At 43.5% G+C, this 13,561-nt stretch carries 12 protein-coding genes; 6 read left to right on the top strand and 6 right to left on the bottom strand.

Features of this window, described 5'->3' with window-relative positions:
* The first annotated feature begins 6 nt into the window (after positions 1-6).
* Positions 7-2,988, top strand: coding sequence for a DNA gyrase subunit A (gyrA, locus tag ACP7BU_RS03255; RefSeq protein ID WP_425878853.1), 2,982 nt, complete (start codon positions 7-9; stop codon positions 2,986-2,988).
* Between the two features lie 68 nt (positions 2,989-3,056).
* Positions 3,057-3,482, top strand: a complete 426-nt coding sequence (locus tag ACP7BU_RS03250; RefSeq protein ID WP_138743382.1) for a DUF3887 domain-containing protein — start codon at positions 3,057-3,059, stop codon at positions 3,480-3,482.
* Between the two features lie 27 nt (positions 3,483-3,509).
* Here the strand turns inward: ACP7BU_RS03250 and ACP7BU_RS03245 are convergent, their stop codons facing one another.
* From ACP7BU_RS03245 to ACP7BU_RS03230, 4 genes are read right to left on the bottom strand one after another with little or no spacing between them, the layout of a single operon-like run.
* Positions 3,510-4,610, bottom strand: coding sequence for an ABC transporter permease (locus tag ACP7BU_RS03245; RefSeq protein WP_425878855.1), 1,101 nt, complete (start codon positions 4,608-4,610; stop codon positions 3,510-3,512).
* Entirely contained in the window at positions 4,607-5,737 is a 1,131-nt protein-coding gene (locus ACP7BU_RS03240) for an ABC transporter permease (protein WP_114540842.1), read from the bottom strand. The genes ACP7BU_RS03245 and ACP7BU_RS03240 overlap by 4 nt, the downstream gene beginning before the upstream one ends.
* Positions 5,737-6,867: an HlyD family secretion protein gene (locus tag ACP7BU_RS03235; RefSeq protein WP_425878858.1), complete on the bottom strand. Its 1,131-nt coding sequence runs from the start codon at positions 6,865-6,867 to the stop codon at positions 5,737-5,739. The genes ACP7BU_RS03240 and ACP7BU_RS03235 overlap by 1 nt, the downstream gene beginning before the upstream one ends.
* Before the next feature lie 11 nt (positions 6,868-6,878).
* Entirely contained in the window at positions 6,879-8,339 is a 1,461-nt protein-coding gene (locus ACP7BU_RS03230; protein ID WP_425878860.1) for a TolC family protein, read from the bottom strand.
* Positions 8,340-8,699: 360 nt separating this feature from the next.
* On the opposite strand from ACP7BU_RS03230, the gene serC reads away from it, so the two are divergent.
* The gene (gene serC / locus ACP7BU_RS03225; protein ID WP_425878862.1) at positions 8,700-9,779 is read left to right on the top strand and encodes a 3-phosphoserine/phosphohydroxythreonine transaminase; all 1,080 of its coding nucleotides are present in this window, start codon (positions 8,700-8,702) and stop codon (positions 9,777-9,779) included.
* A gap of 40 nt (positions 9,780-9,819) precedes the next feature.
* Complete coding sequence (locus tag ACP7BU_RS03220) at positions 9,820-9,951, top strand: hypothetical protein (RefSeq protein ID WP_257221144.1); 132 nt, start codon at positions 9,820-9,822, stop codon at positions 9,949-9,951.
* Between the two features lie 410 nt (positions 9,952-10,361).
* On the opposite strand, the gene ACP7BU_RS03215 is transcribed toward ACP7BU_RS03220, so the two are convergent.
* The gene (locus tag ACP7BU_RS03215) at positions 10,362-11,294 is read right to left on the bottom strand and encodes a hypothetical protein (protein ID WP_243475266.1); all 933 of its coding nucleotides are present in this window, start codon (positions 11,292-11,294) and stop codon (positions 10,362-10,364) included.
* A gap of 249 nt (positions 11,295-11,543) precedes the next feature.
* Between ACP7BU_RS03215 and ACP7BU_RS03210 the strand changes: the two genes are divergently transcribed.
* Positions 11,544-12,029 carry a YaiI/YqxD family protein gene (locus ACP7BU_RS03210; protein WP_171260766.1) on the top strand — a complete coding sequence of 162 codons (486 nt, stop codon included), beginning with the start codon at positions 11,544-11,546 and terminating at the stop codon, positions 12,027-12,029.
* 21 nt (positions 12,030-12,050) lie between these two features.
* Positions 12,051-12,965, top strand: coding sequence for a DMT family transporter (locus ACP7BU_RS03205; RefSeq protein ID WP_180181343.1), 915 nt, complete (start codon positions 12,051-12,053; stop codon positions 12,963-12,965).
* Between the two features lie 9 nt (positions 12,966-12,974).
* Here ACP7BU_RS03205 and ACP7BU_RS03200 read toward each other — a convergent pair whose 3' ends face one another.
* Positions 12,975-13,538 (bottom strand): PilZ domain-containing protein, encoded by a 564-nt coding sequence (locus tag ACP7BU_RS03200; protein ID WP_004279140.1) that lies wholly within the window; start codon positions 13,536-13,538, stop codon positions 12,975-12,977.
* Positions 13,539-13,561 lie beyond the last annotated feature (23 nt).

The raw sequence follows: 13,561 nt of genomic DNA, 5'->3' as shown, positions 1-13,561 counted from the left end.
GTATGCATGAGCGTATCGGAAATTAGACCGATTGCCATTGAGGATGAACTTAAAAGCTCATATCTCGATTATGCGATGAGCGTGATTGTGTCACGTGCATTGCCCGATGTACGAGATGGTTTAAAACCTGTTCATCGTCGTGTGCTTTTCGCAATGCACGAATTAGGCAATGACTATAACAAAGCTTATAAAAAGTCTGCACGTGTAGTCGGTGACGTGATTGGTAAATATCACCCGCATGGTGATTCTGCCGTATACGAAACCATTGTACGTATGGCGCAAGATTTCAGCTTGCGTTACCAATTGGTTGATGGTCAAGGTAACTTCGGTTCGGTCGATGGCGATAGTGCAGCAGCCATGCGTTATACCGAAGTACGTATGCGTAAACTGACCCACGAACTGTTAGCGGATCTTGAAAAAGATACCGTCGAGTGGGAAGACAACTACGATGGCTCTGAGCGTATTCCTCAAGTCATGCCAACCCGTGTACCGAACTTATTGATTAATGGTGTTACCGGTATTGCAGTTGGTATGGCGACCAATATGGCGCCGCATAACATGACTGAAGTTGTGAATGCGTGTCTGGCCTATGCCAATGATCCTCAAATCAGCATTGAAGGATTGATGGAACATATTTCTGGTCCGGATTTCCCGACAGGCGGCATCATTTACGGTAAATCAGGTATCGTCGATGCATACCGTACCGGTAAGGGCCGTTTGCATATCCGTGGTAAATACCATTTCGAAGAAGATCCGAAGAATGGCCGCACCACGATTGTCTTCACTGAAATTCCATATCAGGTTAATAAAGCAAAAACCATTGAGCGTATTGCTGAACTGGTTAAAGAGAAAAAACTGGAAGGTATTTCAGAGCTTCGTGACGAGTCTGACAAAGACGGTATGCGTATCGCGATTGACCTGAAGCGCGGTGAAAACGCTGAAGTGATCGTGAACAACCTGTTCCAGAACACGCAACTTGAAAACTCTTTCAGCATCAACATGGTTTGTCTGGACAATGGCCAACCAAAATTGATGAACCTGAAAGACATCATTGCCGCGTTTATCCGTCACCGTCAGGAAGTGGTCACGCGTCGTACTATGTTCGAATTACGCAAAGCGCGTGAACGTGGTCATATCTTGGAAGGTTTAACCGTTGCCCTGGCGAATATTGATGCCATCATCGAAACCATCAAGAGTTCTGCGAATCCGGCTGAAGCGCGTGAGCGTTTGCAGGCAGGTGAGTGGGCTGGTGGCGGTGTTTTGGCCTTGCTGGAAAAAGCCGGTTCAGTTTCTGTACGCCCAGATGAGATTGAAGGTGAAGACCCAAGTCGCCCGTTTGGTTTGGATGGCGAGATTTATCGTCTGTCACCAACCCAGGTGAATGCAATTATGGAACTTCGCTTGCATCGTTTAACTGGTCTGGAACAAGACAAGTTACATGCTGAATATAGTGAAATCCTGTCACAAATTGCTGAACTGACTGCAATTTTGAATGACTTTAATCTGTTGATGAATGTCATTCGTGAAGAGCTGGCCTTGATTCTTCAGCAGTATGGCGATGCGCGTAAAACGTCGATTGTCGAGTCACGTATCGATTTCTCTCGTGAAGATCTGATTCCTGAAGAGCAAATGGTTCTGACGGTATCGAAATCAGGTTATGCGAAAACTCAACCATTGTCTGATTACGCTGCACAGCGTCGTGGTGGCCGTGGTAAGTCTGCGACCAGCATGAAAGAAGATGATTACATTCAACATCTGATTGTGACGTCAAGTCATGCGACGGTACTTTGCTTTACCAACGTTGGTAAGGTCTACCGTCTGAAAGTCTATGAAGTGCCGCAAGCCTCACGTGGTGCCAAAGGTCGCCCAATGGTGAACTTGCTGCCACTGGATGAAAACGAGACCATTACCGCAATCTTGCCTGTGATTGATGCGCCGAAGAAATTCAAAGAACGTCTGGCTGACTTCAAGGCATTTGTAAAAGCCAATGCAGCGCAGTTGCAAAGCAATGAAGTGATCAATGCTCATTTTGCCGAGCTTGAAGCAGCGCTGACAGAATCTGAAGATGGTGCAGATGATATTTCTGATGCATTGCGTATTCAATTGAAACAGTTGGGCTTGGAGCTTTCTGCAACAGATCTTGATGATGACATCATCAATGACTTTGCTCAGCAGGCTGAAGCGGTACGTAAAAACTTCTATGTGTTTATGGCGACTGAATACGGTACGATTAAACGTGTAGAGCTTGAACAGTTCTCGAATGTTCGTTCAAACGGTTTACGTGCGATTGAGCTGAATGGCGATGATACCCTCATCGGTGTAGCGATTACTGACGGTGAACAGCAAATCATGTTGTTCTCGAATGAAGGTAAAGCCATTCGCTTCGCAGAGACGGATGTACGTTCAATGGGGCGTTCTGCCAAAGGTGTACGCGGTATGCGCGTGACCATTGGTGCAGCTGCACAGCTAGAAGAAAATGACGAAACTGAGATCGAGTCTGATGACGAAGATGGTTCAGATTCAGCATTGATTAGCCGAATCGTATCACTGGTGGTTGTACCTGAAACTGGCGAAGTACTGTGTGCATCTGAAAATGGTTATGGTAAACGTACTCCAGTAGACGACTTCCCGACCAAGAAACGTGGCGGTAAGGGCGTGATTGCGATCAAGACCTCTGAACGTAATGGTCAATTGGTGGGCGCTGTTGCCATTGATGCGTCTAAAGAACTGATGCTGATTTCAGATGGCGGTACGCTGGTTCGTACCCGTGCATCTGAAGTGGCGCAAACTGGTCGTAACGCACAGGGTGTTCGTCTGATCCGCTTAGGTAATGAGGAATTGCTGGTCGGTGTGGTTTCAATCGAAGCTGTTGAAGAAGATGAGTTTGTTGAAGCGATTGAAAGCGAAGACGCTTTAGTGGCAGAAACAGATTCAGCAGCTGAAACTGAGCAAGTTGAAAAAGATGGTGAAAATTCAGTAGAAGAATAAGTTTTTTACTGATAAAAAGGGCGCTTCGGCGTCCTTTTTTATAAACCTTGACCGCATAAGGGTAAGCGATGAAAACCAAATTAATGTTGTTAGCAGCAGCGGTTGCATTGAGTGGCTGTAATTCAATGGACAATATTCCGAATCCGAGTCCTGAACAGGAAAAGGCGGCACAGCTAGCCTATGAGGATTTGCGTGACGGGAAATATGAGGAATTTCTGGATCAGTTAGAACCGCAGTTGCAAACCCAGTTTAAGGATAATGAAAAGCTGATGAAACGCTTTTCACGTTCAATTCCTCAAGGTGAATACAAGTCTAAGACTTTAATGACCAAAGAGATTGAAGAAGCAACCAATCAGCCTGGACAATATAAGGTTAGCTATGAAATTGCCTATCCGGAGAATCTGGTTCAGTATGATGTGAGTTTTGACAAGCCGAATGGTAGCAACAAGATTCGTAATTTCAATATTCAGGTCTTTGGCGAGTCGAATAAATAAGTGGAATAGGAGCATTGCTATAATGTTCTATCTGCTTTGATGACCAGAAATTAAACGTCGATAAGCCAAGAAAAAGCACATGCTGCCGATCATTCCAAGATAGAGCAGTTTAGGTAAGACCAGTGTTGTAGGCACACCCATTTGATTGAGTTGAATAAACATCTGCACAATTTGGGTAGAGGGCAGGATTTCGCCAACGACTTGCATCCAGATGGGCATGGCAGCATGTGGCCAGGCCGCACCAGATAAAAAGAACAGTGGAATGGAGGTGAATACAATCACATGACCCGCACGTTCTGGCAGATCCAGAAAACTGGCAAATAGGCAGGTCATGCCAATTATCGTGTAGATAAAAACCGGAACAGCCAGTAGCATCCCGAACAGGTTGCCACCGCGCGGATAATCAAATAGCCAGAAGCTAAAGCCGAATAAATAGAAACATCCCAGACAGCCAATGGTGAAGACCGCTAAACACATTCCAATCAACGCATTTGTATTTAATTCTACTTTTCTTTCCCGATATACTAAAATCAGCATACTCAAACCCAAAAGAATGGTTTGGTGGATAATTAAGGGTGCAACCGCAGGAAAGACATAACTGCCATAGCCGGACAGCGGATTAAATAAAGGAATTTGATGCACTGAAATAGCAGGTGAAAAATCCGAGATCTCGCCAAAGCGTTCAACATAATCTGCCAAAGTTTGCTCAACTGATGTGGCTAAGCCCAGACCAATTTGTTTGGTCACTAAAAAGTTGGCTGTACTTACATACAGTCCAATGCCACCTGTTTCACCATGCCTTAAGCTTTGCGATAAATTCTCCGGCAGCAGTAAAATGCCATCAGCTTTTTGAGATTCCACCCATTGTTTGGCCTCGGAAAAATTGCCGGTAATTGCCTGAATTTCCACATTGGGGCTTTGTGCCACCTGACCAATAATACGGGTGCTTAAGTTACTTTGTTCTTCATCGACAATAATAATAGGTAAGGCTTCAGCCTGCTGCGCCTGATAAGCGGTTGGATAAAAAAAGCTGTAAAACAAGACGGATAGAATCAGCGTGGTAAAGATCGTGCCGTGACTGACGATATCTTTGAAGCTTTGTAGATAGTAAAACCAAAGGGATTTCATGGTGTTGCTCCTTTGGCGATTTTTTTAAGAAACAGATAAGCCAGCAGAGCGTAGACTAGGGCATAGATCAGCAGCATTAATCCAGCTTGCAGTGAAATATGCAATGGACTACCAATCACCCATTGTTCAGTTTGTAATTTGGCATAGGGCGTGAACGGAATAATATTGGACCAAAACTGGGTGAATAGGGGCGCATTATTTAAAGGTAAAGTCACACCGGCAAAACTTAAAGATGAACCGCCATAGACCGCAATGATGCCAAAAGATTTACTTAAATCTTTGGTCGCCAGAACCACTGCACTGCTTAAAAATGCATAGGCGCTATATAGCAGAAATTGTGCCGATAGAATCAGAGCGAGCGAGCCGGCAACAAACCAGCCGCGAATTTCAATCAGCCAGAACATCCAGGCCCAAGTCCACACACTAAAAATAGCCACATAGACCAGGTTCTTAGACAGTAATGCCATCCAGATGGATGAGTTGCTAATCCAGCTTATTAAGGTCTGTCGCTTCAGTTCCTGACCGACGGAAAATGCCACACAACAACACAGCAGTAAATGCAGAATTGCCGGGATGACATAGGGTTCCAGATAGAATTCATAATTCAGCTGCGGATTATACAGCGGCGATATTTTGATATGCGGTGACGGTGCTTCGAGAGAAGGCAGCCGGTTGCCCAGATATTGCTGTCCGCTAAATTCAGCCAGTGCTTGCAGGGTACTGACCAGCATGGCAGAGGAAATGGTATTTCCGATACTGAAATAACTCTGGTTAAAGGCAATACTGATGTCAGCATCCTGGGCACGAACCAGACGTTGCTCGGCACCGCTTGGAATATGGATATAACCCCAAATTTTATTTTGATTTAACAGGCGCTCAATTTCAGCTGTTTGTTCCGACACCGTAGCAATTTTAAGAGTATGATTCAGCGCCACATGCTGATAAATGCTTTGACTCAGCGCACTCTGGTCTTGATCAATAATCGCAATCGGTAAATGATCCGGTTTCCCTTGAGCAAACATGCTGCTGAATAAAATAATCACCAGTGCAGGTGCGAGCGTGACCAGACACAGATCCCATTTTTCGCGGAGCAGATAGCGCAGTTCGCGCCATATACCCGTCCACATTATCGGGTCTCTTTCAGTTTAAATAACACGCTCATCCCAACTTTCAGTTCAGGAATCGCTGGTGTGGGCACAAGATGCAGCTTAAAACTTCGCACATCATAACCGCCGGTTTGGCGTGTGGTCTTAATGGTGGCAAATTCACCTTCAGCACTGATCTGCTTGATTTTAAAAGTGGCGGTTTTATCTAGGGCGGGAATATAACCTTCAATACTGCTCATTTTCTGAAATGGGGCATATTGATCTTCACGAATATTCAGGCTCACCCACATTTGATCTTCAATCAGACTGACTACAGGGACTGCGGTGGCTACCAGCTCTGAGACTTTGCCATAGGTTTTAGACACCGTTCCGTTTACAGGTGCAACTAATTGGGTTTCTGCTTCTAAAGCATTGGCTTCATCTAGCGCAGCCTGAGCAATATCTACCTGTGCATCGGCAGAACTCTTTTGCTGCGAGGTGCTGCCACGTTTGGCACGTGCATATTGCTGATACGCCGCTTCTGTCATTTGCGCCGCTGATTGACTGGCTGCATACAATTCATCACGGCGCTGGCGTGAAATCACACCTTCCTTAAATAAATTTGCACCACGCTCATAAGAAACTTTGGCTAAATTTTGCTGTGCTTTCAGCGATTGCCAGTTGGCATACAGGCTAGCGATATTTTCTTCCTGCGAGCCACGTTCAGCAGTCGATTGTAAAGCCAATGCAGATTGTAAAGCCGCTACGGCTTGCTGTTTTTTGGCCTGAATTTCCGGGCTGTTTAAGCGCACCAGCACATCGCCTTTTTTGACCCGCTGACCTTCTTCTACATAGATTTCTTCAATACGGCTTGGCACTTTGGTCGCCACCTGAACCGTTTCAGCTTCTACACGACCCTGCAATTCCAGCGGAGCCGGTTGGTAGCTTTTCCATAATCCAAATGCGATGACTGCCAGCAGAACTGGAATCAGGGCGAGCAATAAATATTTTTTCTTTTTAGCGATTTCAGGAGCTTGTTCATGCTCGGTCGAAGTCGTCGCGTTGTTTTCTATTTCAGTTTTTGTTTCTACCTGTTGCGCATGCGATTTTTCTGTATCGCTGGATGAAGCCGCTTCATTCACAGGATCATTGGGTTTTTGATCTTCGTTCATGTTCGGCTCCATTAGCGAATATAGTGGGTGTTGGTATGTTGGATGTAGTTCGGAAATTCTGCAATCGAGCCATGGCTTTGTAATAGGGTGGCCAGTGACATCACATATTTGTAGGCATTCAAGGCAGTTTCAGCTCGTAATCCGCTCAGCATATTTTGTGCATCGATGACCTGTGTGGCGGTGCCCATATCTTCTTTAAAAGACAATTCTTGGATGCGTAAATTTTCCTGTGCGGCTTTCAAGTTTTGTGCCAGAAGCGCATCACTTTGCTGTGCACTGAGTGCTTCGCTATAAGATTTATAAATCAGATTTTCAATTTCCTGCTGGGTGCGTGCAGTAAGCAGTTCTGTAGCAGAGCGTTTGAGTTCGGCAGCCTGAATATTTTTATTTTTATCAATTCCGGAAAATAAGTTATAACGGGCAGCCACCCCGACAATCCAGTTTTCATTTTGATCCAGACTATATTCACCAAAAGCAAAAACATTCGGTTTTTTTGCCGCTTGCTGGGCTTTGACATTGGCTTGAGCCAATTGGGTATCCAGCTGCATTTTTTGAATCAGCGCAGAGTTCTGACTAAAGGTTTTCAGCAGATGATTTAAGGCCTGTGGCTCGGTTTTATTGACAAATAAAGGCGTTGAAAGCTCAGTGATGCTACTTTCTTGAAGCAGATTATTCAGATGGAAAAGGGCAGCATTCAAATTGGCTTGCGTGTTTTGCTGGCTGCGTTCGGCATTATTACGTGCCACTTCAAACTGCATGCGCTGGCCTTTACTGATAAAACCTTGCTGTTCTATCTTTAAGGCATTGCGATAATGCTGTTGCATGGCATTCAGGTTAAATAGTGCTGCTGCATGCAGTTGCTTTTGGAGTTGTACATTAAAATAACTTTGAATCAGTTCAAAACGCTGCGTGTCTTGCTGCTGTTTGTTGCTGAGCTGACTACGACCGACCTGAATATTGGCGATTTCTTTGGCGCTGCTTGTCAGTCCACCGGTATAAAGCGGCATCATAACTGAAACCGTTGGGCGAATCACCTGATCATCCAGCACGACATTCGCACTATCAGGAATTAAGCCCACCCCATTTTGAATAGGTTGTCTTAGACTATTTTTTAGCGGGTCAGCCAGATCACCTAAGTTCAGTTCATCAATTCTATTATTTACACCATCCGTTAAGGATTGCTCTAAATTATTTTTTAATGCACCCAAAGGCAGATCGAGTTCATTATGAAAGGCATACGCACGAACATTCAGGTCGACTCGTGGCAGACCTATACCTTTCACTGCTTCAGCTTCAAGTTTTGAGGCCTGCTCCAGACTTTGATAGGCTTGGCTGCTATAAGAGTTTTGCAACAACTGACGTTCAGCGTCCTGAAAGCTGATGCTCTGTGCATGAGCAAAGCTGCCATACATCATCGATGCAAGCAGATTTAAACCCCAGACAAGCTGTCTTTTATTTTTCTTTAAGTTCATAAAGTCGCTAAACTGATTTAAAGCCGGTAATGTTATCCGGCTAGTATAAATCAAAGGTATGCAGATAGAACTAGTGTAAAGTTATAGTATTGTTTCTTTTACATCTGTATTTCAAATACTTATTGGCTATTTTTGATGGAATATCTAAAATTAAAAAATAGCTTAATTTTGAATATTTTCAATTGTTAGTGCAAAGATGATAAAAACAGCAGGCTAAAATACTGGTCAATTTATCTTGTGAATCTACATTGATTTTTTGACTCTATCTTGACTCATAGATTGAAATAATTTTGTGCAAGACCCTGCCAGATATGGTTAAATGCCATCATTTGATTGTGTTTCACTCTGAAAGGAAAAATCATGCGCGCGTACAACTTCTGTGCTGGTCCTGCTGCATTACCGACTGCCGTACTTGAAAAAGCTCAAGCTGAAATGCTCGACTGGCATGGCAAAGGTCTTTCGATCATGGAAATGAGCCACCGTAGTGCCGACTATGTTGCCATGGCTGAAAAAGCGGAAGCAGACTTGCGCAAACTCATGAATATTCCTGAGAACTACAAAGTATTGTTCTTGCAGGGTGGGGCATCACTACAATTCTCGGCAATTCCATTGAACTTGCTTGGCAAAAACAACAAAGCAGACTATATCGATACCGGCATCTGGTCTGAAAAAGCCTTGAAAGAAGCGCAACGTTATGGCGATATCAATGTTGTAAAAGCAGGTATCCAAATTGATGGCAAATATGCGATCAGTGCACAAAGCGAATGGAATCTTTCTGATGATGCAGCTTATGTGCATTATGCGGATAATGAAACTATTGGCGGTCTGCAATTTTCTTCAATTCCTGAAACAGACAAGCCATTAGTGTGCGACTATTCATCTAGTATTTTATCTGCACCATTAGACGTTTCTAAATTTGGTTTGATCTATGCCGGTGCGCAAAAGAATATCGGGCCTGCTGGCTTAACGCTGGTGATCATTCGTGAAGATTTACTCGATCAAGCCAAACCAGAAATTCCAAGCATCTTGAAATATTCAGATCAAGCGAAAAATGGCTCAATGGTCAACACACCATCCACTTATGCATGGTACTTATCTGGTCTGGTATTCGAGTGGTTACTGGAAAATGGCGGCGTAGATGCCATGCACAAAGTGAACCTTGAGAAAGCCAACCTGCTTTATGGTTATATCGATCAAAGCGATTTTTATGCGAATCCAATCGCAAAAGCAAACCGTTCGATCATGAACGTACCATTTACCTTGGCCAATGCAGATCTTGAGAAACAGTTCCTGAAAGAAGCCGAAGCGCAGCATTTATTGAATCTTGCTGGTCACCGTTCGGTTGGCGGTATGCGCGCAAGTATTTATAATGCCGTGCCTTTAGAGGGTGTGCAGGCATTGGTGAACTTTATGGATGACTTTGCCAAACGCAATGGTTAATTCCTGAAACGAAAAAACCCAGCACAGGCTGGGTTTTTTTATGAATGCAATAATTTTAGAAAATAAAAGTATGCAGGATGAATCCGCAGATCAGCATCCCCAACATGAAAAAAAGGCAGGACATCATATCAATATTATAGCGGGAGCTAAGATGATGCTCGACCTGTTGTAATGTTTCTTCTTGCACGATTTTCATAGATATTTATTGTCCGATCTATTTATCGTTAATACTAATTTATTGTGAGTATTTTTATCATAAAAAATTGATTAAATAAAGTACATTTTTGATTAAAGAGCATAAATTTTCATTTTATTTAAATATTAGATTTGCACGACAACAGATTATTTATATGAGAAATCAAACGCTTATTTTTACAAGATTTTTAAGGTTATTTTAAATATTTAAAATGAAGTTATTTGAATTTAAAAATGTGGATAACTCGGTTTTTAATGAATTTAAATAGATTATTAAGCCAGAAAATATGTATAAAAAATAATCAAAAATTAAAATGACAAATAAGAATATAGATGGATTAAAAGAAGATACCCATCAAAATGAATATCTTCTTTATATGTTTGAACTTAAGACACTTTTCTATAAATATTGGCCTGAATCCACAAGTTGCCACGAATATACTGGCCAATCTGGAAGTTTTTGAACTGGTCATTCCGCGTTGCAATCCGGATCAAGGTCGCAGGCTGGCCTTCATCATGAATGAGGGTGACATCATACAGAGTGTAGTCCTGACCCATAAACTGCATAGTCGTTTTACCGACAATATTGCCTTGAAACCAGGCTTCATCTTCCTGACCCATGGTTTCGCCGTATAAATAGGCCACCATTTTAGAAAAATCTACGGTTACAGGTTCTTTATCTTCTTCAGACTGCGGCTGCCAAGCATCAATCTGTTCCTGCAAATTGTCCGGAGCTACCCCATTATTGGCAGCCAGAATATCATTCAAGGCACGGTGGTGCTTGATCGAAGCCGGATCATCAACCACCAGATGCTCATGATCTGCGACCGCTTCAAGTTCATAGGCCCAGCCATTCAGATTCACCACATAGGACTGGTCTTTTTCATAATGCGGGTGATTGACGCTATACAGGCTATCGAAAGCGTAAATAATATTGTTAGCACCCAGATTCAAGCGCAATACAGCCTGAGTATTGGATTTACAGCTAATAATCCGGTCAATCGTGGCTTTCACCTGATAAGGACTGTCAAAGCACGGAAATGCAGTTTTTACCGCTTGAGGTTTGTTGTTTTCAACGGCAATCACTTGACTCAACTGTACCGCAGCTTTGCTCGGTCCCTGAATCAGCCAGGTCTCTGCATCCATATCACATTCTTGTGTACAAAGGCCCATCGGCATGATTGGTTCATCAAGAGCTTTGCCTAACCACTGTGGAACATCTGTGCCAGGGTTGTCGGTGAGCAAGGTCCAATGTTCGACATGACTACCGAAATTTTGATCATCAATGGTGATGATCTCTGGGCTATTCTGATTTTTCATATGCACAATTGATCTTGGATGATGTATTTATAGTTAATCGAGGGTCATTGCGATTTTTCAAGTCAATCGAATGAATTTTAAAATTAAAATGCCAGTCAAATGAAGTCAATTTTTTTCTCGCGTGAATCATGCCAGTTTTACCGGGCACATACTTTTTAAAATATTGATGACAGATGCAATGAAAATGGAGCGATTTAATCATCAACCTGATCACTGCAATTTGCTAGAATAACCATGATTTATACCTTAATGGGAAGCCCTGTGTTGCCATTCAAACTTTGGGTCGATGCCGATGCATTGCCCCGTATTCTGCGAGATGTGATTATTCGTGCTTCGGATCGCTATCAGCTAGAAGTCACTTTTGTTGCCAACCAACCAGTCGGAATAACTCCTTCGATCAGAATTAATTCAATTCAGGTGATGAGTGGGGCGGATGCTGCGGATAAAGAGATTATTCTGCGCATGAAAGAGCATGATATTGTCATGACCCAAGATATTCCCTTGGCTGCGGAAGTGATTGAAAAAGGCGGAATTGCGATTCATCCCCGTGGTGAAATTTATACTACGGCCAATGTCAAAGCGCGCTTACATCTGCGCGATTTTATGGACAGCTTACGCGGAGCGGGCGTGCAAACGGGCGGTCCGCCACCGATTTCAGAACGGGATAAACGCGAATTTTCCAGCGCACTCGATCAGACCATCCAAAAACAAAAACGTAAAACTTCCGCGCTTTAAGCCTTATTCAGAGTGACTCGCATGCCCACACAAACCAATATGATTGCCACCTATCTTTTATTGGTTTTTATCTGGGCGACGACACCGCTGGCGATTGTCTGGAGTGTGACGGATTTGCATCCGCTCTGGGCTTTGGCATTGCGTTTCTTTTTGGCTTTGCCTTTTGCATTTGCCTTGTTGTGGCTATTTAAAACCCGTTTTCCCTTAGATAAATTATCCATGCACAGTTACCTGGCTGGCGCATGCAGTTTTATCGGCTCACAGATTTTCACTTATCTGGCCACGGATTATCTGAGTTCAGGCATTATTGCCCTGATGTTCGGACTGGCGCCGATTATTACCGGTTTAATTGGCCGTTTTGTATTTCAGCTTAAGCTCTATCCTTCGCAGTGGGGTGGTATGGCGATTGCCTTGCTGGGTCTGGGCATTATCTGTGTGGGTGGCAAAGATCAGCATATTCAGCCGATCGGGATAGGCCTGATGTTGCTCAGTGTTTTTATTTACTGCGTTTCGATGTTCTGGGTGAAAAAAGTCAATGCACCTTTAGAACCCATGGCGCAAGCGGCCGGTTCTATTGCCGTCTCAGCGGTCATGGCCTGTGCCATGTTACCGTTTATCTGGCAATTTGCACCGACCCAGATTCCGCAGGCTAAATCGCTGATTGGACTCAGTTATGCTGTAATCATGGCTTCCCTGATTGCGATGTTCTGTTATTTTAAACTGGTGCAGAAAATCAAGGCGACCACTTTGTCATTGACCACCGTATTGACGCCGATGCTGGCCTTATTTGTCGGGGTGATTCTGAATGATGAAAAATTATCGGGTGGGGCTGTCTTCGGTGTCGTTATCTTACTGGCTGGTTTGTTGTTATATTTTTCCAGAGAAATTAAAGCGAGCTATAACGCTCGCCTTTCATCACCCAGCAGCACTGACTAAAGCAGTAATTTAAACAAAGTGAGCCTTGACGCATTCACCCAGTTTGACACGGTCTTGGGGATGCATGGTAATAAAATATGCACCAGTCCGATATTTGCCATTTTCTTCTTCGCGACTGTAGGCCACCTGAGCGGTTGCTGCAATATGGAAGAAATTTTCCGGATGACTCAAAGTCACGTGCAGATAGGTGCCTTCAGCGATAGGGCGCTCATTAAAGAAACTAAAACCGGTTTCTGAAAAGTTCACTTGCTCTGGTACAGGTAACATGCTTTGTACAATTGCGTCATACAAAGAACCGGTAATAAGGTTTAACTTTTGATTAAATAAGGATAAGATTCGAGCAATTTGTTGATCTTTTTCAGATAATTGTTCTAATTCGTAGTTAACCGCATGATCAAATTGATCTAGTTCTGCAAGTAGTAGAAAATAGCGGGGCAAGACGAAGTTAGGATCGTAAGGATCATTCAAGGCAACATCATCGGAAATAATCTGATAATTAATTCGTAAGGCAGCATCGATTCGAGACATGACGCGTCTTTCCGTAAATCCGTTTGGATGCTGTACATTTTCCATAATTTATTACCTCGGACTAGATG

The organism is Acinetobacter sp. 40AMC3-4, assembly GCF_049898185.1.
Classification (GTDB): domain Bacteria; phylum Pseudomonadota; class Gammaproteobacteria; order Pseudomonadales; family Moraxellaceae; genus Acinetobacter.
The sequence above is the reverse complement of the archived record's forward strand: the minus strand, read 5'-3'. Positions and strand labels throughout refer to the sequence as shown.